Source organism: Pseudomonas sp. (assembly GCF_017744435.1).
Classification (GTDB): Bacteria; Pseudomonadota; Gammaproteobacteria; order Pseudomonadales; family Pseudomonadaceae; genus Aquipseudomonas.
The window spans coordinates 76362-102185 of the sequence record NZ_JAGIBG010000028.1; the positions used below are offsets into that span (position 1 = coordinate 76362).

Genomic DNA, 25824 nt, shown 5'->3' on the forward strand with positions numbered 1-25824 from the left:
GTGACGGTTGTGATACAGAAACTGTGCCAAGTGGGGCAAAGGCGTTGTATTTCAGGCTTTTAGCTCCTCCATCCAGCTATGTGGCCCTGCTGGCCAAGTGGTCGGAGCGTGCCATTTCGCGACAAGGTGTTTCATCCTGAGACAGGGCCTGCTGCGCAGGCCATCGCAGGCAAGCCAGCTCCCACAGAAATCGCGCAGAGCCCGAGTTCAACGCTGTACCTGTGGGAGCGGGTTCACCCGCGAAGAGGCCGGCACAGCCACTGTTTCATCACCGTCTCACACCGTCTCAATGTGCAACAGCGCAGCCATGCAATCCCAACCTTGCACCTCGGCAAAACCCAGGCAGTTCAGCACTTTGCAGCCATCGGGCAACCTTGGCACGGCCATTGCGCCAGTGCCCGTCACATCCAATGACAAGAGGCACAGCCCCATGCTTTCCGACCTGCCCATCCTGCCCGCCACCCGCGCCTTCCTCGAACGCAAGCTGAAGATGCGCATCGGTGCCGACTGGCAGGACGCCGCCAGTGGCCGCACCCTGTCGTTCCGCAACCCGGCCACCGGTGAAATCCTCGGTGAAGTGCCCGCCGCCGAGCAGGAAGACGTCGACCGCGCCGTGCGCGCCGCGCGCCAGGCCTTCGACGACTCGCCGTGGAGCCGTGTGCGCCCCCGCGAGCGGCAGAACCTGCTGTGGCGCCTGGCCGACCTGATGGAGCGCGACGCGCAGCAGTTGGCCGAGCTGGAATGCCTGAACAACGGCAAGAGCGCTGTCGTGGCCAAGGTCATGGACGTGCAGCTGGCCATCGACTTCCTGCGCTACATGGCCGGCTGGGCCACCAAGATCGAGGGTAGCACCGTCGAAGCGTCCATGCCGTTGATGCCCAACGACCAGTTCCATGGCTTCGTGCGCCGCGAAGCCGTGGGTGTGGTCGGCGCCATCGTCGCCTGGAACTTCCCGCTGCTGCTGGCCTGCTGGAAGCTCGGCCCGGCCCTGGCCACCGGCTGCACCGTGGTGCTCAAGCCGGCCGACGAAACCCCGCTGACCGCGCTCAAGCTAGCCGAGCTGGTGGACGAGGCAGGCTACCCGGCCGGGGTATTCAACGTGATCACCGGCACCGGCCTGAACGCCGGCGCCGCGCTGAGCCGCCACCCGGGCGTGGACAAGCTGACCTTCACCGGCTCCACCGAAGTGGGCAAGCTGATCGGCAAGGCGGCCATGGACAACATGACCCGCGTCACCCTGGAGCTCGGCGGCAAGTCACCCACCATCGTCATGCCCGACGCCAACCTGCAGGAAGCCGCCGCCGGCGCCGCCACGGCGATCTTCTTCAACCAGGGCCAGGTGTGCTGCGCAGGCTCGCGCCTGTACGTGCACCGCAAGCACTTCGACAACGTGGTGGCCGACATCGCCGGCATCGCCAACGGCATGAAGCTCGGCAGCGGCCTGGACCCGGCAGTGCAGATGGGCCCGCTGATCTCGGCCAAGCAGCAGGACCGGGTGACCGGCTACATCGAGCTGGGCCGCGAGCTGGGCGCGACCATCGCCTGTGGCGGTGAAGGGTTCGGCCCGGGTTACTTCGTCAAGCCGACGGTGATCGTCGACGTCGATCAGCGCCATCGCCTGGTGCAGGAAGAGATCTTCGGGCCGGTGCTGGTGGCAATGCCGTTCGACGACATCGACGAAGTGATCGGCATGGCCAACGACAACCCCTATGGCCTGGGCGCAAGCATCTGGTCCAACGACCTGGCTGCGGTGCACCGGATGATTCCGCGGATCAAGTCGGGGTCGGTGTGGGTCAACTGCCACAGCGCGCTGGACCCAGCGCTGCCGTTCGGCGGCTACAAGATGTCCGGTGTCGGGCGTGAGATGGGGGCTGCGGCCATCGAGCATTACACCGAGCTCAAGTCGGTTTTGATCAAGCTCTGACAGTCACCCTGGGGCTGCTTTGCAGCCCTTTCGCGACACAAGGCCACTCCCACGAGGAATGCGATCCCCTGTGGGAGCGGCCTTGTGTCGCGAAAGGGCCGCAGAGCGGCCCCACGATCTCAGCTAAAACCCTGTTCTCCCAACCACCGCCGCAGCAATATCTGATGCTCCATAGGTCTCCCATTCAAGACCACATCAAGTGCCACGCCTGCAAGCAGTTCTCCCACCACCGGCGCCAACTCAATCCCCTGCAAATGCCAGATCCCCAAAGGCTGATCCGCCGTCACCACCACTTCAGCCTCGTCCACTAGCCCATCCCGCAACACCGGCCGCCGCTCCACCCGCACTGCCGCCCAGTCCGCCGCCAGATGCAACGGCTGCGCATCCGGCCAAGCCCGACGGCGCTCCCAGAATGGCTGACCTGCGCGTTCAAGCTCCTGCCCATAGAAATCGCGCCCGATGCGGGCAAAGCGCAGAAACAGCTGCTCGATCCGCTGCTGATGAAACTGCTTCGCCAGTGCGGCGCGCTCGGGCCGACGCAGCAAGGTGTTGATCACCACCGGCGCCTGCAGCGCCGATGACAACGACTGGAAAATCCCATTCCCCGACAGTGGGTCAACCGCCATCGCCGCATCGCCCACCCGCACCCAGTCATCCCCCACGCAGTCGCCGGCGAGGATCGCCGTGCTGCTGCGGGCGTGCACCTGCGCAGGCTCCAGCGCACGGGCATCGAACAACTCGGCCACCAGCGCCGACGCCCGTCGGCGTGCGGCGCAATATTCCGGCAGCGCCGCCTTGCCCGGCAGCCCCTCGGCGTCCAGCGTGACCTGCCAATAGCAACGCCCATCCGCCAGCCGAGCCATCCAGGCCCAGCCATCGTCCAGGCTTTCCACGGCCGACGCAGGCGTGCCTGGCTCAGCCTGCCAGAGGTTGAGCAGGCTGATCGTTTCCGGGCCACGCAAACGGTCGGCCGCCAACGGCGCCTGACGGCCACGCGCCTCGACCAGGAAGTCGCCCTGAAGCAGCTGCCCGTCCTCCAGCCGAACCTGATAGCCCTCTGTGCGCGCAACCTCCCGCACACGCCCTTCCACCACCCTCGCCCCTGCGCGAAGCAAGTCATCGCGCAACGCCCGATCGAAGCGCTGGCGGTCAAGCAGGTATTCCTGATTGAGTTGCAGATGCTGGCCATTCCAGCGCACCTGGCGTGTCGCCGGCACCGCTGCCTCGGCCAGGGCGCCGCCCAGGCCGGCATGACGCAGCCCTTCCAGCACCCGTTGCGAAACCCCTTCCACGGCGGCAAAACGCCGCCAGTCGGAGACCACCGTCACCGGGTAGCCCAGCCGCCGCAGGCCAAGCGCAGTAGCGGCGCCAGCCGGCCCGGCGCCCAGTACCAGAATGTGTGGCTCAGGCATCCGCTGCACCTCGTCGCTCCGGTCCGCTGAATGCGGCATGGGCCTGCAGCCAGGCATGCACCTGCTGACGGTCCAGGCCAGGCTGTTGCTGCAACAGTGCCGCAATCCGCCCGCTCACCGCCGCACAACCCAGACTCGCACCGGCCCGTCCGCGCTCCCCCACATAGCCGCCGAAATCGGCCTGGGCGCTGCCGAGCCACGACCACTGCCCCGGGGCACAGCGCGCATCACCGGTAATGCGGATAACCCCCGGATACGCAGCCGGGTACACCGCACTGCCCTGCGCCGGGCTGGACGCGCACAGCAGCACACCGGCCTGCTGCACTTCAGCACAGGCCTGGCGCAACACCGCCCGGTCCTGCTGCAAGCCAAGGCTGAGGTTGATCAGCGTCACGCCCTGCTCCGCCAGCCAGAACAACCCGGCGGCGACCTGCAGGGCACTGGTGCTGCCTTGCTCGGTGAAGACCTGAGCCAGTAACAGCGGTAGCTCGCCGGCCTCGGCTTGCAAGCTGGCCAGCACGGCGCTGCCATGGCCGAGCCGGTCCGGTTGCAACTCGCCCTCGCACAGCACGCCCTCGTCCAGCCAGAAGCGTCGGGCAGCGACCAAGGTCTGCGCTGGCGCACAACCACTGTCGATCACGCCGACCTTGAATTCAGCGGCCATGCCTGATCGCCTCCTGAGGCAATAGGTGCAGTTGCCCACCTTGAAGATGCAGGTGCAGGTCGGCATCGGCCAAGGTCGAGGCGCGGTGGCTGATGAGGATGCGCGTGCGCCCGGCGAACAGTTCGTCGATGGCGGCAATCACTTCGCGTTCGGTGGCTTCGTCCACCGCCGAAGTGGCCTCGTCGAGCACCAGGATCGCAGGCGCCTGCAGCACCGCCCGGGCGATGGCGATACGCTGCTTCTGCCCACCGGAAAGCTGCTGGCCGCGCTCGCCGAGCAGCCCGTCCAGGCCCAGCGGCAGGCTTTCGACCAGGCTGTCGAGGTGGGCCAGTTGCACCACCCGCTCCAGGTCCCCACGGCTGGCCTGCGGCGCGCCATAGGCCAGGTTCTGCGCCAGGGTGCCGCGAAACAGCACGATGTCCTGGCTGACCACGGCGATGCGCTGGCGCACGGCGGCCAGGTCGAGTTCGCGCAGGTCGGCGCCGTCCAGCAGGATGCGCCCGGCATCCGGGTCGTAGAAGCGCTGCAACAGGTCGATCAGGGTCGACTTGCCGACGCCGGAGGCACCGCTGATGGCGACTTTCAGGCCACCGGAGATACAGGCATCGACCTGCGCCAGCACCGCGCCCTGGCGCCCGTCATGGGCAAAGCTCACGCCTTCCAGGCGCAGCTCGCCCGGCCCTTCCGGCATGGGCCTGGGCGAGTCGGCCTCACGCACGGCCACCGCTTCCTGCTTCAGCTCCATCACCCGGCCCAGGCTCACCGCCATGCGCTGCACTGCCACGTACAGGCCCAACAGGCTTTGCACCGGGCCGACCGCCATGCCCATGTAGGTGGAAAACGCGATCAGCGCGCCAAGCTGCCAGGTGCCCTGGATCACCCACCAGCCACCGACCAGGAACGCGCAGGCGCGGCACCATGAGGTCAAGGTGCCAGGGATCGCCTGGGTGAAGAACTCGGTCACCTGCACCTTGAGCAGCTGGCGCATGTAGCCCTGCCCCAGCTGGTCCAGGCGCCCGGCCTCACGATTCTGCTGGCCGGACGCCTGGATGAACTTCATCGCCGGCAGGGTTTCGACCAGGAACGACGACACATCCGCCGAGCGTTCGCGCAAGCTGCGCACCTCGCGCTCGACCTTGCGCCGCATCCAGCGCAGCCACAGCACTTCGATCGGGATCAGCAGTGCCAGCAGCAACGACAGTTGCCAGGACAGCATCAGCATCAGCGCCACTGCGCCCACCAGGCCAATCACCGCCGACACCGCCGAGAACAGCGAATCCACGGCAAAACGCTGGATCTCGGCAACATCGCCGTCCAGCCGCGAGAGGATGTCGCCGGTACGCCGACGGCCGTAGAAGGTCGGTGATAGCTGCTGCAGATGGCGATAAAGGTCATCGCGCAGGGCGAACAGAATGCGCCCCGACAGGCGCGTGTGCAGGTAGCGGTTGACGCCCGCCAGCACCGTGCCCAGCAGGCCGGCGCCAATCATGATCGCCGCCATGTGCCAGAGGGTCTGGTAATCCTTGGCCAGCAGGCCTTCGTCGATCAGCGTCTTGACCAGCCAGGGTTGCACCAGGGCCAGCAGCGAAGCGCCGAAGGACAAGCCCAGCAGCACGCCGATGGCCCGTTGATGGGGGCGGACGAAACCATACAGCCAGGCCAGGGCCTGACGCATGAGTAGCGGGTTGCTGGACTCCACCAGCCTGGCGAACAGGTTGCCCATGTCAGCCGCGCAACTGCTTGAGCTTGCGGTACAGTGTCGCCCGGCTGATGCCCAGCGCTTCGGCGGCGGCCGTGACATTACCCTGGTGGCGCGCCAGGGCGCCACGGATCAATTCCAGTTCGTTGTCCTTGAGGCTGCCGGAAGGTGTCGTGCCGCTGGCCAGTTCTTCCAGCAGGCAATCGGTCAGATGGTCGAGGGTCAGCACCTGCTCGCCGTCCTCGCGCATGGCCAGGGCGGTGCGCACGACCATTTCCAGCTGGCGGATGTTGCCCGGCCAGTCGAAGCCTTCGAGCAGCGCTGCCAGGGCCGGGTCGAGGCTCACGCCCTTGGCGCCGGACTTGTCCAGCAAGCCCTCGATGATGCTCGCCAGGTCATCGCGCTCGCGCAGGGCCGGCAGGCGCAGGGACACGCCGTTGACCCGGTAGTACAGGTCTTCGCGAAAGTGCTGTTCCTGTACCAGGCGCTTGAGGTCGCGGTGGGTGGCGCAGATCAGCGCCACGTCGATGTCCTGCTCGTCGCCCGCGCCCAGCGGCGCCACCCGGCGCTCCTGCAGCACGCGCAACAGCCGCGCCTGCAGGGCCAGTGGCATGTCACCGATCTCGTCGAGGAACAGCGTGCCGCCATGGGCCTGCATCAACCGCCCGACCATGCCGCCCCGGCGCGAGCCGGTGAAGGCGCCCTCGCGGTAGCCGAACAGTTCGGACTCGATCAGCCCCTCGGGAATCGCCGCGCAGTTGACCGCAACGAACGGTTTGTCGGCCCGCGGGCTGGCCTGGTGCAGGGCACGGGCCACGACTTCCTTGCCGGTACCGGTCTCACCCAGCAGCAACACCGGCAGGCCATTGCCCAGGCCCTGGCGGGCCATGCGCAGGTTGCGCGCCAGCCGCGCATCAGCGCCGGCCAGGGCATCCAGGGCGGGTGTCCTGTTGGCCGCTGCCGGCTTGGCCTGGGCCGCGCTGCCATTGAGCGGGCTGTGCCGCGGCAACTGCAGCGCCCGGAAGAAGAATTCGCCCTTGGCCGTTTGTACGTTGCTCACGCCGCCCTGCCACAGGCGGGCGATGAAGGCCGGTGAGCGCTCACCCAGCAGGTCGCTGCTGCGACGCCCGATCAGGCCCTGGCGCGGCACCTGGAGCAATTGGCAGGCATTGTCGTTGGCCGCCAGCACCTCGCCGTCCAGGCTCAGGGCCAGCAGGCCGTGCCAGGCACTGTTGAGGTATTGCGGGCGACTGTGGAAGGCCAGCACCAGCTGCTCGGGGTGGCACAGGCCGAACATCCTGCTCTCGATATTGCCGGCCGCCAGCATCAGCATGCTCAGGCTGTCCTGAGGCTGGGCCATGACCCCTTCACGGGTGATGTCGAGCACGCCGATCACTTCGCCGCGCGGGTCGCGCAGCGGTACCGAGGTGCAGGAGAACGGGCTCAGGCGGTCCAGGTAGTGCTCGCCGCAGTTGATCAGCGTCGGCCGGCCTTCGACCACGGCGGTGCCGATGGCGTTGGTGCCGCGCAGCGATTCGCTCCAGCAACTGCCGGGGTGCAGGTCGCGCAGGCCTTCGCGCTCCAGCACGTGCTTCTGCCCTTCGATGGCCAGCACGTTGGCCTGGGCATCGCCGAGGATGATGATGCCGGCCTTGCCCTGGCGCGAGACCAGGTAGTCGAGCTCGGGGGTGACCGCGTCCACCAGCAGCCGGTTGCGTTCCAGCAGCGCGCGCAGGTCATGGCCCTGCTCCAGGCCCAGGCCGACCTGCTCGCCTTGCAGGCAATCCAGGCCATGGCCGAGGCTGCGGCGCCAGGAGGCGTCGATTTCGTCGCGCAGCATGCCCAGCGGCAGCTCGCCTTCGCTGGCCAGGCGCATGCGGGCCTGGCGGGACTCGTGCAGCGGGTCTTGGGCGTTTGTTATGGGAAATTGTCGCGCCATTGTCTACTCCAGCTGTGCCCTCGCAAGGGAGGGCAACGGGCATCAGGACTTGCAGCAGTGTGCTTGAGCCTGACGTTTGCGTAAAGCCGGTAAAGGCCAACCCCATTCCCCCAAAGCTGGGGGACACCGCCCAGTGCCGAAGCCTGCACAGATCACTGCAGACACCCGCGCAACCCAGGCCCCACAAGCCCTCCAGCCAAATATGAAATTTTTGGCACGGCTGTTGCGCTAGCCCTCCCAGACGCCCCAAGTCCATGGGCCCGTTAGCAGGAGGAACCGACTCATGCTCCGACCGATACCCAACACGCTGGCAGTGGCGATCGTCGCCGGCCTGTTCCAGCTCCCGGCGCAGGCAGCGCTGTATGCCGTCGACACTGGGCCCTACACCCCTGAAAACGGTCATTACGCCGCCTGGTACCAGGACACGCATGGCCGCACCCTCGACCTGTGCCTGTCCAAGGCCGTAAGTTCACGGGTTGCCGGCGCCCCTGGCGCACCGTCGTACATGTGCACCCTGCTGCCGGCGCCCGGCATCTTCGACGACACCAAGCCGTTGGTCTTCCCGACCAACTGGCCGGATGAATCCTTCTGGTTCACCGCCGATGCGGCCATCACCGATGCCGCCCGAGGGGTCACGCTGACCTACGGCACCGCCGTCGAGGCGGCATTCGGCGGCGGCGATCCGGCAGAAAACGACCAGATCAGCTTTGCCCGCGTGCGGATCCGGGTCGATGTTCCCGTGGCCGGCACCTACGTGGTCACCCACCCCTACGGCGTCGAAGTGTTCGATGTACCCGCCGCCGGGCGCCGGGCGATCAACATGACCCGCGACATCGGCATCGGCTCCGCCGGCACCTTTACCGGCGCACTGAAGGGCGATGTCGGGCCGTTCCTGCGCAGCGTCAACGGCCCCTACACCGAAGGCAATGAAAAATTCATCGGCGACCCCAACCTCAACGAGCGCGTCACCGGCAGCCCGTTCAACACCAACTTCGTGCGCATCGAAGGCCCCAACGGCATCGACCTGCGCACCGACCTGTTCGCCATTTCCGGCAAGCTTTCCGAAGTGGTCCGGCCAACCCCGTTGATCCCGCTGCGCAGCACCTACTCGCGGCACACCGAGAACGGTGACCTGCGCGCCCAGCAGGATGTGTTCGTGCTGGCACCGCCACCGCCCGGCAGTGCCACCCTGACCAGCCAGAGCCCTAGCCTGCCGCTGACCGAAGCCAACGGCACCGGCACCTGGTATGCCCAGTCGGCGCTCAACCCGGCACTGCCGACCAGCCTGCTGGTCAGTGCCGACAACAGTGTGGCCATTCCCACCAGCAGCGTGACCACCGCCAGCCTGCCGCTGACCGACCTGGTCACCATCACCAAGGCCGAATACAGCCTGGCCAACGCCACGCTTACCGTGATCGCCACCAGCAGCGACGAAACCAGCCCGCCGGCCATGTCAGCGCGCACCGGCAACGGCACCGTGATCGGCGACTTCATCGGCGATGGCGCTCAGAAAAGCCTGAGCGTCAAGGTGACGCCCATCCCGCCGGCCAAGGTGCAGGTCACCAGCGCCAATGGCGGCAGCGACATCGAAGACGTGGTGCTGGTGCCATGAACAGACAAAGGCTCCGCCTTCAAGGAGGCAGCATGAACACTTGGCAACGCCGTGCGCTGTTGGCCGCCGGTTTCTCCCTCACCCTCAGCAGTGCGGCCTGGGCTGCCCTGTCCGACGTCGACCCAGGCCCCTACACCTTCGCCACCGGCGGTTTCCCGCTGTGGTACAAGGACAGCGACGGCCTGTCACTGGAACTGTGCCGCTCACGCGCCGTGAGTACCTTGGTCGCTGGCGCACCTGGGGCTCCGGCCTACATGTGCACCTTGCTGCCGGAGCCGGGCATCTTCGACGATACCCTGCCCCTGGTGTTCCCTGACAACTGGCCGCCGGAGATGTTCTGGTTCCTGGCAGAAACCAGTATTCCGGCCGTGGGCAACAGCGGCTATGAACTCGACGCCTATGTGGCCGGCGTGGAGGCGGCCTTCGCCGCCGAGAACCCGGTCGATGGCGACCAGCAGAGCTTTGCCCGCATCCGCATCCGCGTCTCGGTGCCACGGGCCGGTACCTACACCATCACCCACCCCTACGGTGTCGAGACGGTCAACGTCACCACACCCGGTCGCCGGGCGATCAACATCACCCGTGACATCGGCATCGGCGCCCCAGGCAACTTCACCGGTGCGCTCAATGGTGCAATCGGGCCGTTCATCCAGGGCTTCGGGGCGCCCTATACCGCCGTGAACCCGGACACCGGCACCACGGACACCTTCATCGGCGACCCCAACCGGCCGGAAGCGATCAAGGGCAGCCCGTTCGGCACCAACTTCATCCGCATCGACGGCCCGCCCGGGCGCATCGAAACCAGCCTGTTCACGGTGTCCGGCAAGGTGCTCGACCAACGTCCGCAGCTACCGGCAACCCTGGAACGGGCGACCTACTCGCGCAATGGCAGTGGCACCCGGGTGGAGGTATTCGCCAAGGCGCCGAACACCGCCAGCGTCTGCTTCCGCAATGGCCTGGCGCTGGTCGGCACTCCGCCCTCAGCCTGCCAGTTCAGCATGACGTCGGACAACAACGGGCTGTTCTTCAGCCAGCAACTGAGCCAGGTGGCGCCACCACCGGTGGTTGTGGTGACGGCCAGCAGCAGCGACATCAACACCCAGCCGACCGCCATTTCGAGCAAGCTCTCCGATGTGGTCAAAGTCAGCACCGCACGCTATGAGTGGGCCACCAAGCGGCTGACCCTCGAAGCGCGCTCCAGCGATGAAGTGGTGATCCCGGACATGGTCGCCCAGGGCTACGGCCGCCTGTCCAAGTCCGGCACCCTGCAGACCCTCACCATCAATGACGTGAGCCAGCCTCCGGCCACCGTCACGATCAAGTCGAGCCATGGCGGCGTCGATGTCGAACCCGTGGTCGTGGTTGGCACCGCGCCGGTCGAAGGTGCCAACCAGCCACCGCTGGCCCGCGCCGATGTCGGCAGCACCAGTGTCGGCGTGCCGCTGACGATGAACCTGCTGCTCAACGACAGCGACCCTGATGGCAACCTGCCACTGAGCATCACCGACCTTACCCAACCGGCGACCGGCCAGGGCAGCGTGGTGCTCAACGGCAGCACCGCGGTGACCTACACCCCACCACCCGGTGCCACTCAACCGGTGGTGGCCACCTTCACCTACCGGGCGATGGACGCCAAGGGCCTGAAGTCGGAACCGGCCACCGTGACCGTCAACGTCGCGCCCAACCAGGCACCGACCGCCAACCCGGAAACCGTGACCACCCTGGCCGCACCGTTGGTCATCAACGTGCTGGCCAACGACACCGACCCGGAAGGCAACGTGCCGCTGTCCGTCGTCAACCTCACCCAGCCGGCAGCCGGTCGCGGCACGGTGACCAGTGACGGCACCACGGTCAACTACACGCCACCGGCCAGCGTGCCTACGGCGTTCACCACCACCTTCACCTACCAGGCGCGTGACTCCCTGGGTGCGGTCTCCGCACCGGCCACCGTCACGGTCAACGTGCAGCCACGACCACCAGCAGGCGAGACCTTCGCAGTCACCGCCGCTACCGTTCTGGCCCGCTCGAACAACCGTTACAACTGGGATGTCAGCGGCACCTCGTCGGTGACCACCGGCAACACCATCACCGTGCGCGTCACCACCACCACCGGCGTGCAGACCCTCGGCACCACCACGGTACCGGTGACTGGCCGCTGGCGCCTGACGGTGAGCAACAGCACCACGATCGTCCCGACGGCCGCACCGACCGCCACCGTGACGAGCAGCCAGGGCAGTACCCGTACTGTCAACGTGACTGTGCAGTAAGGCCAGGAGAACGCCATGAAGCGCCTGTATCCACTGCTGCTGAGCCTGGCCCTGGCGGGCCAGGCCGGGGCCGATGACCTGATGGACAACGCCGACCTTGCTCCCGGCAACGACCTCGGTGAACCGGTGATCATCCGCCTGCTGCCGGTCGGTGCCGGCCAGGCGGCGGTGATCGAGCAGCAAGGTAACGGCAACCGCGCCGCCCTCGACCAGAACGGCCAGGCCCTGCTGGGTCGCATCGTCCAGGCCGGGGGCGCGCAGGAGGCGTACATCCTGCAGGAAGGCAGTGACCTGATGGCCAGCATCAGCCAACAGGGATATGGCAACAGCGCTGCGATCCGCCAGAGCGGCACCAGCAACAGCGCCAGCATCGAGCAGATCGGCAACAACAACAGCGCCAGTATCGAGCAGGCCGGCTCAGGCCTGAACAGTTCAGTGACCCAAGCCGGCAATGGCCAGCGTGTTCAGATCACCCAATACCGATAGACCTGGAGGCTCCACCATGTTCAAGCTCGCCCCCCTAAGCGCCGCTATCGTCCTGGCCTTGGCCGGCCAGGTCATGGCTGACGACAGCACCTCGAACCAGTCGCAGAACGGTAACCAGAACATCGCCGAGGTGCAGCAGACGGTTGCGCCGTTCGCTGCGGCCACCCAGACGCAGACCGGCAAGGGCCACAACCACCTGGCGGTGCAGGAAAACAGCACCAGCACCATCAACCAGACCGCCAGTGGTTCGTACAACGCCGGCTACGGCGAGCAGCTGTTCGAAAATGGCAGCCAGATCACCCAGCAGGCCGCCGGCTCCTACAACGACGCCTTCGCCAGCCAGTCGGTGGGCGAGAACAACCAGTCGCTGCAGATCCAGCAAGGCAGCGAAAACCGCTCGACCGTGTGGCAGGACACCCAGAACGGCAGCCAGGTCACCACCACCCAGAACGGCCAGCGCAACGAAGCCTTCGTCGAGCAACTGTTCGGCGGCAGTAACAACCGTGCCAACATCACCCAGGATGGCCAGGACAACTACGCAACCTCCGAACACATCCTGCACAACGATGGCTATGTGCAGATCTACCAGCAAGGCAAGCAGAACTTCGCTTACGGCGACCAGCGCGACGGCAACGGCGGCACCATCAACATCGACCAGTACGGCACCGGCCACTCGGTGGAGGTCTGGCAGGACACCCAGACCGGCGCCCGCGCCACGGTCAACCAGACCGGCCAGACCAACGAAGGCTACATCGACCAGAGCTTCGGCAAGGACAACGTCGCCAACCTGTATCAACAGGGCCAGTCCAACGCCAGTTGGTCGGATCAGTTCGAGACCAACAATTCGAACACTACCGTCTCGCAAAGTGGCAAGACCAACAGCAGCTTCACCTACCAGACCGGTGACAACCAGAGCCTGACCGTCAACAGCAAGGGCACCGGCAACAAGGTCCTGGCCAGCAACTGGAAAGGCGACAAGATGGGTGGCCAGTTCGGCAAGAACCAGACCGCCAACATCAACCAGAACGGCACCAACAACAGCGCCAACCTGACCCAGAACGGCGAGTACCAACTGGCCACGCTGAGCCAGAAAGGCACCGGCAACAGCATGGAGACCAAGCAGGCCGATAGTTACAACGAGCTGTACTTCGAGCAGAACGGGAGCGACAACAGCCTCATCGCCGACCAGCGCGGCACCGACAACTACGCCTACGGCTCGTCCACCGGCAGCAACAACAGCATCAACCTGGACCAGTCCGGCTACGCCAACCAGAGCTACACCAACCAGCTGTATGGCAGTGGCAACAGCGCCACCATCAAGCAGGCTGACAGCGCCAACGTCGCCTACGTGACCCAGGGCGGCAACAACAACACAGCCAACGTCAACCAGAGCGGCGCCTACCAGAGCGCCACCATCAGCCAGATGGGCAACGGCAACACGGCCACCGCTACCCAACGCTGACCCGCTCCCCCCTTGAACCGCGGCGTCTCCTCTCCCTGGCGTCGCGGTTCCTTTTTATTTCCCTGCTTTGCACATGAGTGATGACACGGTCCTTGTAGGAGCGGCCTTGTGTCGCGAAAGGGCTGCAAAGCAGCCCCGGCATTATCTGCGGCGAAGCTGAAATACTGGGGGCGCTTCGCACCCCTTTCGCGACGCAAGGCCGCTCCTACAAAGACCGCGTTGGGCTTACAATATCTTGCACTCACCCACGCCACCGCCCTGATGATCCAGTCCGACCTCGACCTGTTCGGCCCCCAGCCGCAACGCCTGGCCAGCCACACCGTGCTGCTGCCCGGCTTCGCCCTGGCCGTCATCGAGCCGCTGCTCGACGCTCTGCGCCCGGTGCTGCGCGCCGCGCCGTTCCGGCACATGCAGACACCGGGCGGCCTGAACATGGCCGTGGCGTTGACCAATTGCGGGTCGCTAGGTTGGGTCAGTGATGCCAAAGGCTACCGCTACAGCCCCACCGACCCGGTCAGCGGCCAACCCTGGCCCGCCCTGCCCCAGGTCCTGCTCGAACTGGCGGGTCGCGCGGCGGCGGCAGCCGGTTTCGAGGGTTTTGTGCCCGATGCCTGCCTGGTCAACCACTACCTGCCCGGCACCCGTCTGAGCCTGCACCAGGACCGCGACGAGCAGGACTTCGGCCAGCCGATCGTGTCGATTTCACTGGGGTTGCCGGCGGTGTTCCTGTTTGGTGGGCTGCAGCGGTCGGACAGGACTGAGCGGATATCTTTGAGCCATGGGGATGTGCTGGTGTGGGGAGGTGAAGATCGGCTGCGCTTTCATGGGGTGTTGCCGATCAAACCTGGCATGCATCCGCGTATGGGGCAGCGGCGGATCAACCTGACCTTGCGCAGAGCAGGGTAATTTTCAGACCGGGCGATGTATTTGCAGTGCCTGCGAGATCCAGTCAACCACTAATCATTTGTCAGTCATTGCAACTGGCAATTCAGATAGTTGTATCGAATTTTCTCCAGATCTACGCTTGACTTCAAGGAGGAAACCGACATGCATAAAACCGAACCATCCACTTGCGACAACAGCACAACAACCATTAACGCACCCCTCAGCGACAAACAATCATGCATTATTACCTACAATACCTACGGCCATACAGACAGCATTGAAAGCAACGAACCAAAAATTCTTTATAACGGCGAATTCCTCCTTCACGACCTCTACTTTCTCGGAGCGGGTTATAGATTATACAGCCCAACACTTATGCGCTTCCGTTCACCTGACGTGTACAGCCCTTTCGGAATCGGTGGGCTCAATGCGTATGTCTACTGCCTTGGGGATCCATTAAATTGGGTTGATCCAAGTGGGAGTGCGCCCGTTAAACCACGGATTGCGCACGTATCCAAAACTCACCCTAGCCCTAGCAAGTCTCGACAAACATCAAATAAATCAATATCTACGAACGCGGCACACGTGATCTCAACACAAATGACCTCTAAGTCCTTAAAAGGCTCAGCGCAAGAAAGATACCGCAATAGCATAGGCATCAAGAATAATCTCATTGACGCCAACAGGACAAACCGTGGAACGCCGCGCATCACCAAGAAAGAGGAATTTCTCCTGCACTACTACAACAAAAACTTCGTGGACCAAAGTGGTGACTCTTACAGCAAAAGACAAATTATCATGTTCACCATCATCAGGTCCTGGGAAAAAGGAGAACCCCCAATGGAGAACGTTCGAAAATTAGAATACGGATTAAATAATGGCGAAATCATGGCGCGCGTTACCGACCTACGAAAAGAACTCGAAAAAATAAGAGACGGCCATCACAGATATGACGTGCGATACGAAGCTTCGAGTTAAGAGTGGACTTTCAAGTCCACTCGCAAAGATATTATTCAGTCACTGCTGCTGATTCTGGCTAAGGAACTTGTCCACTTCTGCCTTGCCTTCCCCCGGATCCCCTGCCACCTGCCACAACCGCCGCTCGATCCCCTGGGCCAGCAAATGCCCCACCGCCGCCTCGATCGCCGACAGCACGCACAGCTGCGCCGGTTCGTTGGTGGTGTAGCCCACCTCGGCCTCCAGCAACTTCTTGAACTCGATGAACTTGAACACCCCGGCATTGCGGCCGATCGAGTAGATGGTCTTGCTGGTCATGACGTTGGCCAGCACCTGCCCAGTGCGCACGTCCACCGCGCGCAGGTTGACCGTGACCTGATCGACCCGGTACTCGCGGGAGATGTCGACGCCCAGGTAACGGGCACCCTCGCCGCCACTGCGCACGTTGGTGTCGTAGGCGATGATGCCGCCTTCAAGCATCAGGTTGGCGGCCTGCAGCGGGGGCAGTTCGCTCATGATGTTCTCGGGCACGTCGGGCTTTTTCTGCGAGGCACGGATGATCTTGCGTTCGGTCAGCAAGTTCTGCAGGCCTTCGCGCTCCAGCACCACGAACCAGCCACTGGCATTCAGGGCATCCATCAGCATGCTCGCCGCCCCCTGGGTGACGCTGGTGGAGAACGAGCTGGCCGGGGTCGGCTTGTACTGCCCGGTCTGGTCACGGAAGCCGTACACCACGGCCATCAAGCGGCCTTTCGGGCGCGGCATGTTGATCAGGTCGTAGTAGGTCGAGGCCCGTGGCGTCAGGGTCGGGGTTTCCGTGTCCTGTTCGGCCGGCATCGGTTCGCGCAGGCCACAACCTTGCAGGCCCGCCAGCGTGGCGACAATCAGTAGAGTGCTCAGCAGACGTTTCATGGTGCTCTCTCCCCAGCTAGACGACCAGTCCCTCTCAGGGGTTCAGGCCACTGACCTTGATGAACGAAGTTTCTCCTGTGGCGCGGTCGGTGACCTTGATGCTCAGGGCACCGGAGTCATCGATGACATCGATCAGGAACGCGTCGGTGGCCATGCTGCCGGTCTTGCCGTTGCTGATGTTGTCCAGCAGCTGCGACAGCATCCGTGACTCCAGCTGATTGCTGAAGCGCTCCAGGGCCGAGGTACCGCCAAAGGCGGCGGTACGGCTCTTCAAGTCCGGGTCGTCAAAGTCGTTCTGCGCCTGGGCATTGTTCAGCAGCCAGGTGCCGTTAAGCGGGTTGCCGCCGAACGCCGGGTTGACCGGGGTGTACACCAGTTCGGTGGCGTGGACGACGCAGGCACTGAGCAGCAGGCCAGCCGCCAGGCAACGGGGTATGCAGGTGTTCATAGCTCATCCCTATCCAGATCAGTGGTGTCCTGCAGCAGACGTTGCAGCTTGCGCTGAATGACTTCCTGCTTGACCAGGTCGGCGGCCGCGACGGCCTCTTCTTTTAATTGCGTGACGTTCGGCGGCAGAAAGCGCCGGTACAGCACGTCACGGTCGAACTCTACGGTCACCAGGCTGCCCCAGCGGGCATCCGGGCGCTCGCGCACCACCAGGTTGAAGTCCAGGCGGCTGGTGGCGCGCAGGCGGTCGGCGAAGTAGTAGTAAAAATCGTGGCCGATGTGCGAGATGGTGTTGTCGACGATAAAACCCTTCATCTCGTCCTCGGCGTCGGCCATGGCCGCGCCCGGCAGCCCGGCTGCCAACAGCAGGCACAGGTACAGGGCGTGCAGGCGTTTCATGGCGTGTCTCCCGGGCCGGCATGGGTGCGGGCGCCGCCGGCACTTTCGTTGAAGGCCTGCTCGGCGACGAACTGCCAGTCGCTGTAATGCTCCAGGCCTTCGAAACCGGAAAACTGCGTTTCGAAGCCACTGCGCTTGAACGGGGTGTCATCGGAGCGGCTGTGCACGCCGGTGATACGGCCATCGATGGCACGCAGCAGGCCCCAGTCATCGCTGTTGGTGATCGGGTCCGGGTACAACCGGCGGATATGCCGCTTGGCCTCGGGGAAGCGGTTGTCCTCGAGCAGGTCGGCAAGCTCCTTGGGGTACTGGGCCAGGCCTGGCGACGAGCGATAGTAGCTGCGCAGGGCCTGGGCATACTGGCCACCCACCCACAGCAGCTCGCGCTCGTGCTCGCGCTGGGCGACGCTCGACCACACCGTGCCGGTGGCGGCCAGGGCCACGCTGCTGATTGCAATCAGCAGCAGCACGCCCAGGTAGGTGAAGCCGGCGCTGGCCTTACCATTCCGCGAAGAGGCTGCCATCACGCGCCCTCCCTGTGGCACCGCTCTTGATGTCGGCCACGCCGCCGGCCACGCCTTCCGGCGGTGGCACCAGCTGCCAGGCGTCGCTGCGTTCGGTGATCGGGTCGACCGGAGTGTTGCGCAGGTAGCGCTGCTCGACCAGCTGCTCCAGGGAATCCGGGTAGTGGCCGGTGTCACCGTAGTAATGGTCCAGGGCTTCGCGCAGTACCGCCAGGCTCTGGCGCAAGGTGGCCTCGCGGGAGCTGTCCAGGCTGTTGAAGTAGCGCGGCATGGCGATGGTCATCAGCGTGGCGATGATCGCCATCACCACCAGCAGTTCGATCAGGGTGAAGCCTCGACTACGTTTCATGGCCGTCACCATTGCCCGTAGGGGATGTTGTTGAGGCCCTTGCCACGGGCCTTGGAATACACGTCGAAGACGTCTTCACCTTCGCGTGGGTTGTCCGGGCTGCTGGCGTACGCGCGCAGGCCCCAACCGCCTTCGTCCTGGTTCTTGGCCGCCACCAGCGGGTCATGCGGGATGCGCCGCAGGAAATAGAACTTGGCGCCCTTGGCGCTGCGCACATCGCGCACGCCTTCGACCAGCACCTGCAGGTTCGGCGGGTAGCCGCTGGCGTCCAGGCGCTTTTCGATGAACCCGGCGTCGAAGGCGCGCTTGTAGGCGTCGATGGCGTCGCGGATCTGGTACAGCGCCTCGCGCAGCTGCTGCTCCTTGCCACGGCGCACCACCGTTTCGGTCAGGGGTGCGGCCATGGTCGCGAGCATCCCGAGCAGGGCCAGGGTCAGCACCACTTCGATCAGGCTGAAACCCTGCTGGCGGCGTTTCATGGCCGTGGGCTCACGGTGACGGTGGCCGGGGTAGTGACCGGTGCACTGGCCACCTGGCTTTGCACGGTCGGCGCGCTGTCGCGGCTATCGCTCGGTACGTCGCCCGGCACGTCACGCGGTGGCAGCGGCATCGCCTGGCGCACCTGCATACTCGATTCGGTGCCGGTGCCGAACTCCATGTCCGACGGGCTCTGGTACGGCAGGTTGCGCACGATGCGCGGGGTGATCGCCAGCACCAGCTCGGACTTGCTCATGTCGTCCTTGTTGCTGCCGAACAGCCGCCCCAGGCCCGGGATGTCGCCAAGGCCTGGGATCTTGTTGCCGCTGGCGTTGTGGTCATTGCGCACCAGGCCGGCCAGCACCTGGGTTTCGCCATCGTGCAGGCGCAGGCTGGTCTGCGCGTTGCGGGTGTCGACCTGAACCGGGATGGTGCCCTGGCGGGTGGCTTCCAGTGGCGTGGCGTTACTGACTTCCAGCGCCACCTTGATCGCCACTTCGTTGTTCAGGTGCACGGTGGGCTGCACCTCGAGTTTCAGACCGACGTCCAGGTAGGTGACGCTTTCGGTGATCACCGGGCCCTGGGTGGAGGGCACCGAGGTGGCACTGATGATCGGCACCCGCTGGCCGATGTGGATGCGCGCCTGCTCACGGTTGCTGACGCGGATCACCGGGCTGGCCAGGGTGTTGATGTCCTTGTCCTGGGCATTGATCTTGGCCTGCGGTGCCGGCGCAATGCTGATGCGGCTGGAGTTGATGCCGCGCAGCTGGTCGAGCACGCTGACCGGGTTGCCGTCGTCGCTCAACACGCCGAAGGTGTTCGGCCATTGCAGGCCAAGGTCGAGGATGCGCGAGGTGGCGACTTCCATCACCTCCACTTCCAGTACCACCTCAGGGTTGGACTGGTCCTGGGACTGCAGCAGCTTTTCGGCCATGCGCACGGCGTCAGGGGTGTCGCGCATGGTCAGGGTGTTGAGGCGCTCGTCGACGAACACGTCGCGGGTCTTGAGCATGGTCTTGACCATGTTCAGCGCCGTGTTGGCGTCGATGCTGGTCAGGTAGAAGGTGCGCATGACCAGTTCCTGGTAGTCCTTGGTCTTCTGCGGCGAATCGGGGTAGATCAGCAAGGTGTTGTCGTTGACGATCTTCTGCCGCAGCTGGTTCTGCTCCAGCAGCAGCGTCACGGCATCTTCGATGCGCACATCGCGAACGAAGATGGTCGCTTTCATGTCCGGGCGCAGGTCCTTGTCGAAGATGAAGTTGATACCGGCGACCTGCGACAGCACCTCGAAGATGGTCTTTAGGCCCGCGTCGCGGAACTCCAGGGTCACCGGGCGCTCCAGCTTGCTGCGCAGTTGCGGGAACGGCGTGGCGGTGCGCGCCTGGACGTTCTCGATGTCGGTGCGCAGGGCGATGCCCTTCTGGTTCTGTGGGTCCAGGCGCAGCACTTCGCGCATGTAGCGCTCGGCGCCGAACAGGTCGCCCTGGCGCAGCGCAGCCTGGCCCAGGGCCACGCGTTCGTCGAGGGTGCGAATCAGCTCCAGATGGCGGATGCCTTCCTGGGCGCGGCGGTTGTTCGGCTCGATGGTCAGCACCCGGCTGTAGCCCATGCGCGCGCTGGTGAAGTCGTGGCGAATGCGGTCGGCATCGGCCTGGCTGATCAGCGCTTCCACCGCAGTCTGGCGACCATGTGCCAGGGCAATGTTCAGCTCGGTGTCACGCGGGCTGTCGCGCAGGGCTTCTTCGAGGCGGGCGATGCCAGCCTCGTACTGGCCCTCCTTCATCAGTTCGGCGCTGTCCTTGCGCACTGCGCTGGAGCCGCAGCCAGCGATGGCCACGCACAGCGCCAGGAGCATGAACGGAGCAGGCTTGCACAGTTTCGACGACTTCATGGTGCGCTCCCTACAGACAAGGTCTGTGACTGATGCAAAGGCAGATAAACCAGGTCCAGCTCGTTGGCCGAGACTCTGTCGAGGCGATAGGTGCTGTCGATCACGTCACCCTTGCGCACGACGTACAGCTTTTCCCCGCTCTGCAGGAAGATCTGCAGGTCGTCGCGGTCGCCCATGCGGCCGACGAACTGGAACGGCAGCGCCGGGGCGGTGGGGGCCGCGGCGACGACGGGGGCGGCGGCTACGGGTTGTTCGGTGACGGTGGCCAGGGTTTGTGGTTTGGTCCATTGCTGGGCTGGGAACAGATCTTTGGAAGCCTGTTCCGGCCTCTTCGCGGGCGAGCCCGCTCCCACAGGGTCGGTGGTTGCCTTGGCATTTGTGGAGGCTGGCTTGCCGGCAATCGGGGCTGCCTCCTCTTCCTGGCTGAACCAATGCCCCGGCGCCCAGGCCAGCGCTGCCGACACCCCGAGGAACCCGACCCACATCACTGCGCGTTGTGTGTTCATCACGACCTCGACAGGTAGAGGGTCAGGCGCACCCGGCCGTTGAGTTCGGTGTCGCCGATGCTTTTGCGTTTCAGTTCGAGGTCTTCCAGCACCAGGGTCGGCAACTGGCCGATCAGGCCGCGCAAGAAGCCGCGGATCTGCGGGTAGCTGCCGCGGACTGGCAGGATGATCTGGTAGCGCGACAGCTGGGTCTTCGGATCGACGCCCAGAGCATACTCGCCGCGCGCCAGGCTGATGTGCTCGGCGCTGGCCAGGTGATACAGGCGCTCGATCAGCTCGCTGGCCTCAGGTTGCCCGGGCAGTTGCTGGCGCAGGCTGTCCAGCGCCTGCTGCTCGGGTTTGACGGCGATCTTCAGCTCGCCGCGCTTGACCCGTTCGACCTGTACGCTGGCATCCGCTTCGCTGGCACGCAGTTCGCGCACGGCCTGCCATTCGGGGACCACGCCGAGCATGGCGACGCCGACGGCGAGCACGGCGACGGCAGCAGCGCCCAGGCCGACCGGGCCGATGCGGCGCAGGTGTTCCTGGAGGACGAGGCTGTTGACAGCATCAGGGACGCGCATGGCCGATCTCCCAGGTGGCGGTAAGGTTGAAGCGCACCGGGTGCTCAGGCTGCCCGGCCACTACCTCGTGGTTGAGCAGCGAGACATCGCTGAGCTCGTCGCTTTGCTCCAGGCGCTGGTGGTACTGCAGCATCGCTTCCAGGTTGCGTGCCTCGGCGGTGATGCGCACCTGGCCCTTGCGTGCATCCGGGGTCAGGGTCAGCAGTGCCACGTCTTCCTGCGGCTGCGCTTCGAGCATGGCGAACAGCTGTTGCCAGGGCCGTTGCAGTTGCTGCGAGACGCTGCGCATCTGGGCCAGGCGCTCGGCCTGTTCGCGGCTGGCGGCGCTGTTTTGCGGGGCGACCGGGGCCGGGCGGCGGCCCAGTTGCAGCTCAAGGCTGTGCACGCGGGTCTCCAGGTCTGCCTGCTCGACCTGCAACTGCTGTTGCAGCAGCACCAGCCCGGCGACGGCGACGGTGCCCAGGGCCAGCAGCGACCAGGCCAACGGGCCACTGCGACGGGGCTGGAATTCCAGGTCGAGGCGGCGCATGTCAGGCCACCGCCCGCCACATGGCGCACAGCGGGTCGCTGTCGCCTGCCGGCTGGCACAGCTGCACTGCTGCCAGTTGCGGCACGTCGCCGCGCCCCGGGGCATGCAGGTAGACCCGTGGCAGATGCTCGCCGTACAGCTCGCAGGTGCGTTCGATCAGCGCCTGCAGGGCCTGGTCGCTGTCGGCGCAGCCCTGGGCCAGCACCTGTTGCCAGGCACCGCCGGCGGCCAGCAGCAGCACGCTGCGGCGTGGTTCGGCGAGCACGAACAGGAAGTCGCCCTGCTCCAGTTGCGCCGAGCAGCGGTTGTAGGCGGCCATCAGGTAAGGCTGCACCGAACGCAGGTTCAGGCGGCTTTCCCGGCCCAGGCTCTGCAGGCCCTGCAACAGGGCTTCGGGCAGCGCGGTGGCGATGCGTGCGGCACCGGCTGGCTCGGGCGAGAGGACGATGCGCCAGTCGTCCAGCGACTGACCGTAGAGGTTCTCGAAGCAGGCCCGGGCGTAGGCCTCCAACTCACGTGGGTGGCCGATGGCGTCGCTCCACGGCACCAGGCAGAAGCGGCTGTAGCGGGCCGACAGCAGCACGCGCAGCTGGGCACCTTTGACGGCGTGCTCGGCCAGCAGTGCACTCAAGGCTTGCAAGGCGGCTTCCCAGGCCGGTTGCGCGGCATCGCAGGTGAACGCGCGGCTGCCCAGCCACTGATGTTGATTGGCGTGCCAGCCTCCCAGGCCGACACCTTCAGCGCCCAATACGGCGCAGAAACGATCAGATGAATGTGACACGGTTGATCTCCTCGAGAGTGGTGCGGCCATCACGGACCAGGTCCAGGGCCGAGGCACGCAGCAGGCGCAGGCCGCGCTGGCAGGCCAGCTGCTTGATCTGCGAGAGGGGGCGGCGTTCGACGATCATCTGCCGCAGGTCGTCGTCCAGGTGCAGCAGCTCGGCGATCGCGCTGCGGCCGCGGTAGCCGCTGCCACGGCACTGGCCGCAGCCCTGGGCGCGGACGAACTTCCAGCCGGTGACCGCTTCGCGGGTCAGGCCCGAGGCGGTCAGGGTTTCTTCATCGGCCTCGCACGGCGTGCAGCAGTGTGGGCAGGCCAGGCGAATCAGACGCTGGGCCAGCACGGCGTTGAGGGCCGAGACGAAGCTGTAGGGGTCGACCTGCATCTGGCTGAAGCGGCCGATCACATCGAACACGTTGTTGGCGTGGATGGTGGTGAACACCAGGTGGCCGGTGAGCGCCGACTGCACGGCGATCTGTGCGGTGTCGGGGTCGCGGATCTCGCCGACCAGGATCTTGTCCGGGTCGTGGCGCAGGATCGAGCGCAGGCCGCGGGCGAAGGTCAGGCCCTTCTTCTCGTTGACCGGAATCTGCAACACGCCAGGCAGCTGGTACTCGACCGGGTCTTCGATGGTGATGATCTTGTCCACGCCATGGTTGATCTCGCTGATCATCGCGTACAGGGTGGTGGTCTTGCCGCTGCCGGTGGGGCCAGTGACCAGGATCATGCCGTAGGGCTCGGCAGCCAGCCGGCGCAGGGCGCGCAAGGTTTCCTCGGCAAAGCCCAGGGCCTGTAGCTGCACGCCGCTGACGCGGTCGGACAGGTCCTGCTTGTCGAGCACCCGCAGCACCGCGTCCTCGCCGAAGATGCTCGGCATGATCGACACCCGGAAGTCGATCTGCCGCTCGCCGATGGCGACCTTGAAGCGGCCATCCTGAGGCACGCGCTTTTCGCCGATGTCCAGCTCGGCCATGACCTTGATGCGCGAGATCACCTGATCGGCAAAGGCACTGCCGCTGGCCTTGCCGGCGCCATTGAGCACGCCGTCGATGCGGTACTTGATGACCAGGCCTTGGCCGGTCATGCCCAGGTGGATATCGCTGGCGTGTTGCTTGAGGGCGTCGTACAGGGTCGAGTTGACCAGCTTGACCACCTTGCTCTGGTCTTCGCTGATGCTGGTCAGCGACAGGCGTTGCAGCGGGTCTATCTCGCCGCTGGCTTCGGCGTCATGGTCGAGGGCATCGACGGCGTGGAAGCTTTCTTCGTGGCGGGCCAGGAACGTGGCCAGGTCGGCGGCGTGGGCCAGGTACAGTGGCGCACCCGGCAGGTTGTCGTCGATCCAGGCCAGGCGAGCGTGGTCGAAGGGGTCGGCGAACACGCCGATCAGCTCGCCCTCCTGCTCGATCAGCACGAACTCGCGCTTCAGGCACTGGGCCAGGCTGACCTTGTCGAAGCGTGGGCTGCTGGCCAGCAGGGCCTGGGTTTCCAGCACCGGATAATGCAGGGTCAGGCCAAGGCGGCAGATGAAGCGGTCGGGGGTTTCGTTGGCCAGGCGTTCCAGGCAGTTGAGCAGACGCTCGTCGCCCGCTTGCAGGCGGGCCTGGGCCAGGAGTTCGCGGGGGTAGGCGCTGTGCTTGCCTGCACGGGTATCGAGTACGTCTGACATGGCCTGCGACTCCGCTCAGGGGCGCGTCGCAGGCTGGCTTGACCAGGGCAGCGGGCGCCGCTATTCCCCGGTGAGCAGTTGTTCGTCGTCAGGTCCTGGGGGCTTGGCGCCATTACGGCGGCGATCGGCCAACACCCAGCTGCCATCGTACAACTGCAAGGGGAACGATTCGTTCCTGTTCTGGCGTCGCTCGACAAACCCTTCGGCTGGATCGTCAGTGGCCCTGCGCCGGCGCTCGATGCCCATCAGGTCGAAGATTGCGCGGGCCAGTTCCGCCAACGGGAACGGCTTGAACAGGACATGACTCACACCCAGTTCGGCGGCGCGCTCACGGACTTCGACAGTCGGGTGGGCGGTGATCAGCACGAAATGGCACTGCCTGTTCTTGCGCACGGTCTCCAGGACCTGAAACCCCTCCATGTCGGGCAAGCGGTAATCCAGCACAATCACTTCCGGTGCCAGGCTTTGAGCCTGCTCGATACCACTGGCACCGTCGTGGGCGACGTGAACTTCCAGGCCTTGTGCCTGCAGGTACGCTTGCAGGTTCTGCGCAAGGGTCTGTTCGTCATCGACTACCAATACTCTGTTCACCAAGGTCGACTCCCAAATACTGCCCGGTTACCCGGTTTGCGAAGTGCGGCCTCGACAAGGCTTGAGCAGGCTTCGTGCCAGGCGTGAATAGTCATCTCGCACCACTGTAAGTCATTGATCTTGCAAGGCTGTGCCAAACCCTGCAACACAGGCGTAGGCCCGGTTCCCCACATCCGGGGGAAGTGATGGCACTTTGCCAAACCGTTATTCCCCAGCTTTGGGGAAATCCATTCGCGGGCCTCAGTCAGCGATCTCCACTGTAGCGGATTGGCGCAAACGTTGGCGCACGGATTGGCGCGCCTGCGCCTGCAGCTGGCCGATGAGCGCGGCCCTGGCCAACTGCAGGCCCTGTTCGGGTATGACCGAGGTGTTATCACTTTGGTTCTGCACTCCTTGCAGGATTTGCCGGTTGGCCTGGTAGAACGCCTCGACGTCGGCCTGGCTGGGCTCGTCTACCACGCTGAGCTGGGCGTACAGCTGCTGCGCGGCCAGTTCATGGCGCATGTAATCAGCGTACTCTGCCCGATCGAAACCTGCATCTGCCAGGCGCCTGTCGAACAGCGCCGGGCTGCCGAAGGCGGCTTCGATTTCGCCAACCTGCGCTGATACCTGCTCATCACCGATGTGAATACCTGAACGTTGAGCCTCCTGCCAGAGCAGCTCCTTGTCGATCAGTTCGTCCAGGGCCTGGTCGCGCAGGCGCTTGTACAGCGTCGGGTTGCGGATACTGGTCAGTGCCCTGCCCTGGGCTTGCAGGTACTCGGTGAAATAGCGCTCCAGGCGCATCACGTCAATCGTCACACCGTTGACCCGCGCAGCGGGCACGTCGGCCCAGCTCACCTTGGCGACCACCAGCAACAGGCACAGCAACAGGATACGCAT

The 25824-nt window shown here is 65.1% G+C and carries 25 protein-coding genes; 7 read left to right on the forward strand and 18 right to left on the reverse strand.

What is annotated here, in order from left to right; genetic code table 11:
* The first annotated feature begins 430 nt into the window (after positions 1-430).
* Complete coding sequence (locus J7573_RS18400; RefSeq protein WP_110638953.1) at positions 431-1924, forward strand: aldehyde dehydrogenase family protein; 1494 nt, start codon at positions 431-433, stop codon at positions 1922-1924.
* A 119-nt stretch (positions 1925-2043) separates the two neighbouring features.
* Here J7573_RS18400 and J7573_RS18405 read toward each other — a convergent pair whose 3' ends face one another.
* From J7573_RS18405 to J7573_RS18420, 4 genes are read right to left on the reverse strand one after another with little or no spacing between them, the layout of a single operon-like run.
* Positions 2044-3336, reverse strand: coding sequence for a tryptophan 7-halogenase (locus tag J7573_RS18405; protein WP_294338389.1), 1293 nt, complete (start codon positions 3334-3336; stop codon positions 2044-2046).
* Positions 3329-4000, reverse strand: a complete 672-nt coding sequence (locus J7573_RS18410; protein WP_294338391.1) for a S8 family serine peptidase — start codon at positions 3998-4000, stop codon at positions 3329-3331. The genes J7573_RS18405 and J7573_RS18410 overlap by 8 nt, the downstream gene beginning before the upstream one ends.
* On the reverse strand, positions 3990-5723 hold the full coding sequence (locus J7573_RS18415; RefSeq protein WP_294338394.1) for an ABC transporter ATP-binding protein: 1734 nt from the start codon (positions 5721-5723) through the stop codon (positions 3990-3992). The genes J7573_RS18410 and J7573_RS18415 overlap by 11 nt, the downstream gene beginning before the upstream one ends.
* A gap of 1 nt (position 5724) precedes the next feature.
* Complete coding sequence (locus tag J7573_RS18420) at positions 5725-7638, reverse strand: sigma-54-dependent Fis family transcriptional regulator (RefSeq protein ID WP_294338396.1); 1914 nt, start codon at positions 7636-7638, stop codon at positions 5725-5727.
* A gap of 283 nt (positions 7639-7921) precedes the next feature.
* Between J7573_RS18420 and J7573_RS18425 the strand changes: the two genes are divergently transcribed.
* From J7573_RS18425 to J7573_RS18450, 6 genes are all read left to right on the forward strand, one after another.
* Positions 7922-9250: a hypothetical protein gene (locus J7573_RS18425; RefSeq protein ID WP_294338399.1), complete on the forward strand. Its 1329-nt coding sequence runs from the start codon at positions 7922-7924 to the stop codon at positions 9248-9250.
* Between the two features lie 32 nt (positions 9251-9282).
* Positions 9283-11517, forward strand: a complete 2235-nt coding sequence (locus tag J7573_RS18430; protein WP_294338402.1) for an Ig-like domain-containing protein — start codon at positions 9283-9285, stop codon at positions 11515-11517.
* Positions 11518-11532: 15 nt separating this feature from the next.
* Complete coding sequence (locus tag J7573_RS18435; RefSeq protein WP_294338406.1) at positions 11533-12003, forward strand: curlin; 471 nt, start codon at positions 11533-11535, stop codon at positions 12001-12003.
* Between the two features lie 16 nt (positions 12004-12019).
* Positions 12020-13465, forward strand: a complete 1446-nt coding sequence (locus tag J7573_RS18440; RefSeq protein ID WP_294338408.1) for a curlin — start codon at positions 12020-12022, stop codon at positions 13463-13465.
* 261 nt (positions 13466-13726) lie between these two features.
* Positions 13727-14371, forward strand: coding sequence for a DNA oxidative demethylase AlkB (gene alkB / locus J7573_RS18445; protein ID WP_294338410.1), 645 nt, complete (start codon positions 13727-13729; stop codon positions 14369-14371).
* Positions 14372-14512: 141 nt separating this feature from the next.
* A complete protein-coding gene (locus J7573_RS18450) occupies positions 14513-15328 on the forward strand; it encodes an RHS repeat-associated core domain-containing protein (protein ID WP_294338412.1) in 816 nt (271 codons plus the stop codon).
* 39 nt (positions 15329-15367) lie between these two features.
* On the opposite strand, the gene J7573_RS18455 is transcribed toward J7573_RS18450, so the two are convergent.
* From J7573_RS18455 to J7573_RS18520, 14 genes are all read right to left on the reverse strand, one after another.
* A complete protein-coding gene (locus J7573_RS18455) occupies positions 15368-16219 on the reverse strand; it encodes a CsgG/HfaB family protein (RefSeq protein WP_294338414.1) in 852 nt (283 codons plus the stop codon).
* A gap of 34 nt (positions 16220-16253) precedes the next feature.
* Positions 16254-16667, reverse strand: coding sequence for a curli assembly protein CsgF (locus J7573_RS18460; protein ID WP_294338416.1), 414 nt, complete (start codon positions 16665-16667; stop codon positions 16254-16256).
* On the reverse strand, positions 16664-17065 hold the full coding sequence (gene csgE / locus J7573_RS18465; RefSeq protein WP_294338418.1) for a curli production assembly/transport protein CsgE: 402 nt from the start codon (positions 17063-17065) through the stop codon (positions 16664-16666). Before csgE ends, J7573_RS18460 begins: the two co-directional genes overlap by 4 nt.
* Positions 17062-17589: a type II secretion system protein gene (locus J7573_RS18470; protein ID WP_294338420.1), complete on the reverse strand. Its 528-nt coding sequence runs from the start codon at positions 17587-17589 to the stop codon at positions 17062-17064. The genes csgE and J7573_RS18470 overlap by 4 nt, the downstream gene beginning before the upstream one ends.
* Entirely contained in the window at positions 17564-17938 is a 375-nt protein-coding gene (locus tag J7573_RS18475) for a type II secretion system protein (RefSeq protein ID WP_085676884.1), read from the reverse strand. Before J7573_RS18475 ends, J7573_RS18470 begins: the two co-directional genes overlap by 26 nt.
* A gap of 5 nt (positions 17939-17943) precedes the next feature.
* The gene (locus tag J7573_RS18480) at positions 17944-18417 is read right to left on the reverse strand and encodes a type II secretion system protein (protein WP_159410170.1); all 474 of its coding nucleotides are present in this window, start codon (positions 18415-18417) and stop codon (positions 17944-17946) included.
* Complete coding sequence (locus J7573_RS18485; RefSeq protein WP_294338429.1) at positions 18414-20306, reverse strand: secretin N-terminal domain-containing protein; 1893 nt, start codon at positions 20304-20306, stop codon at positions 18414-18416. The genes J7573_RS18480 and J7573_RS18485 overlap by 4 nt, the downstream gene beginning before the upstream one ends.
* A complete protein-coding gene (locus J7573_RS18490) occupies positions 20303-20812 on the reverse strand; it encodes a hypothetical protein (protein ID WP_294338432.1) in 510 nt (169 codons plus the stop codon). The genes J7573_RS18485 and J7573_RS18490 overlap by 4 nt, the downstream gene beginning before the upstream one ends.
* A complete protein-coding gene (gene pilO / locus J7573_RS18495; protein ID WP_294338435.1) occupies positions 20812-21375 on the reverse strand; it encodes a type 4a pilus biogenesis protein PilO in 564 nt (187 codons plus the stop codon). Before pilO ends, J7573_RS18490 begins: the two co-directional genes overlap by 1 nt.
* Positions 21362-21904, reverse strand: coding sequence for a PilN domain-containing protein (locus J7573_RS18500; protein WP_294338437.1), 543 nt, complete (start codon positions 21902-21904; stop codon positions 21362-21364). The genes pilO and J7573_RS18500 overlap by 14 nt, the downstream gene beginning before the upstream one ends.
* A gap of 1 nt (position 21905) precedes the next feature.
* The gene (locus J7573_RS18505) at positions 21906-22685 is read right to left on the reverse strand and encodes a hypothetical protein (protein ID WP_294338440.1); all 780 of its coding nucleotides are present in this window, start codon (positions 22683-22685) and stop codon (positions 21906-21908) included.
* On the reverse strand, positions 22669-24351 hold the full coding sequence (locus J7573_RS18510; protein ID WP_294338444.1) for a GspE/PulE family protein: 1683 nt from the start codon (positions 24349-24351) through the stop codon (positions 22669-22671). Before J7573_RS18510 ends, J7573_RS18505 begins: the two co-directional genes overlap by 17 nt.
* A 60-nt stretch (positions 24352-24411) precedes the next feature.
* The gene (locus tag J7573_RS18515; RefSeq protein ID WP_294338446.1) at positions 24412-24945 is read right to left on the reverse strand and encodes a response regulator; all 534 of its coding nucleotides are present in this window, start codon (positions 24943-24945) and stop codon (positions 24412-24414) included.
* A 237-nt stretch (positions 24946-25182) separates the two neighbouring features.
* Complete coding sequence (locus tag J7573_RS18520) at positions 25183-25824, reverse strand: SurA N-terminal domain-containing protein (RefSeq protein WP_294338449.1); 642 nt, start codon at positions 25822-25824, stop codon at positions 25183-25185.

What these genes read in the sequence shown, in the direction of transcription:
- J7573_RS18400 (WP_110638953.1), top strand. Translation starts at nt 431, where the DNA reads ATGCTTTCCGACCTGCCCATCCTGCCCGCCACCCGCGCCTTCCTCGAA.
- J7573_RS18405 (WP_294338389.1), bottom strand. Translation starts at nt 3,336, where the DNA reads ATGCCTGAGCCACACATTCTGGTACTGGGCGCCGGGCCGGCTGGCGCC.
- J7573_RS18410 (WP_294338391.1), bottom strand. Translation starts at nt 4,000, where the DNA reads ATGGCCGCTGAATTCAAGGTCGGCGTGATCGACAGTGGTTGTGCGCCA.
- J7573_RS18415 (WP_294338394.1), bottom strand. Translation starts at nt 5,723, where the DNA reads ATGGGCAACCTGTTCGCCAGGCTGGTGGAGTCCAGCAACCCGCTACTC.
- J7573_RS18420 (WP_294338396.1), bottom strand. Translation starts at nt 7,638, where the DNA reads ATGGCGCGACAATTTCCCATAACAAACGCCCAAGACCCGCTGCACGAG.
- J7573_RS18425 (WP_294338399.1), top strand. Translation starts at nt 7,922, where the DNA reads ATGCTCCGACCGATACCCAACACGCTGGCAGTGGCGATCGTCGCCGGC.
- J7573_RS18430 (WP_294338402.1), top strand. Translation starts at nt 9,283, where the DNA reads ATGAACACTTGGCAACGCCGTGCGCTGTTGGCCGCCGGTTTCTCCCTC.
- J7573_RS18435 (WP_294338406.1), top strand. Translation starts at nt 11,533, where the DNA reads ATGAAGCGCCTGTATCCACTGCTGCTGAGCCTGGCCCTGGCGGGCCAG.
- J7573_RS18440 (WP_294338408.1), top strand. Translation starts at nt 12,020, where the DNA reads ATGTTCAAGCTCGCCCCCCTAAGCGCCGCTATCGTCCTGGCCTTGGCC.
- alkB (WP_294338410.1), top strand. Translation starts at nt 13,727, where the DNA reads ATGATCCAGTCCGACCTCGACCTGTTCGGCCCCCAGCCGCAACGCCTG.
- J7573_RS18450 (WP_294338412.1), top strand. Translation starts at nt 14,513, where the DNA reads ATGCATAAAACCGAACCATCCACTTGCGACAACAGCACAACAACCATT.
- J7573_RS18455 (WP_294338414.1), bottom strand. Translation starts at nt 16,219, where the DNA reads ATGAAACGTCTGCTGAGCACTCTACTGATTGTCGCCACGCTGGCGGGC.
- J7573_RS18460 (WP_294338416.1), bottom strand. Translation starts at nt 16,667, where the DNA reads ATGAACACCTGCATACCCCGTTGCCTGGCGGCTGGCCTGCTGCTCAGT.
- csgE (WP_294338418.1), bottom strand. Translation starts at nt 17,065, where the DNA reads ATGAAACGCCTGCACGCCCTGTACCTGTGCCTGCTGTTGGCAGCCGGG.
- J7573_RS18470 (WP_294338420.1), bottom strand. Translation starts at nt 17,589, where the DNA reads ATGGCAGCCTCTTCGCGGAATGGTAAGGCCAGCGCCGGCTTCACCTAC.
- J7573_RS18475 (WP_085676884.1), bottom strand. Translation starts at nt 17,938, where the DNA reads ATGAAACGTAGTCGAGGCTTCACCCTGATCGAACTGCTGGTGGTGATG.
- J7573_RS18480 (WP_159410170.1), bottom strand. Translation starts at nt 18,417, where the DNA reads ATGAAACGCCGCCAGCAGGGTTTCAGCCTGATCGAAGTGGTGCTGACC.
- J7573_RS18485 (WP_294338429.1), bottom strand. Translation starts at nt 20,306, where the DNA reads ATGAAGTCGTCGAAACTGTGCAAGCCTGCTCCGTTCATGCTCCTGGCG.
- J7573_RS18490 (WP_294338432.1), bottom strand. Translation starts at nt 20,812, where the DNA reads ATGAACACACAACGCGCAGTGATGTGGGTCGGGTTCCTCGGGGTGTCG.
- pilO (WP_294338435.1), bottom strand. Translation starts at nt 21,375, where the DNA reads ATGCGCGTCCCTGATGCTGTCAACAGCCTCGTCCTCCAGGAACACCTG.
- J7573_RS18500 (WP_294338437.1), bottom strand. Translation starts at nt 21,904, where the DNA reads ATGCGCCGCCTCGACCTGGAATTCCAGCCCCGTCGCAGTGGCCCGTTG.
- J7573_RS18510 (WP_294338444.1), bottom strand. Translation starts at nt 24,351, where the DNA reads ATGTCAGACGTACTCGATACCCGTGCAGGCAAGCACAGCGCCTACCCC.
- J7573_RS18520 (WP_294338449.1), bottom strand. Translation starts at nt 25,824, where the DNA reads ATGCGTATCCTGTTGCTGTGCCTGTTGCTGGTGGTCGCCAAGGTGAGC.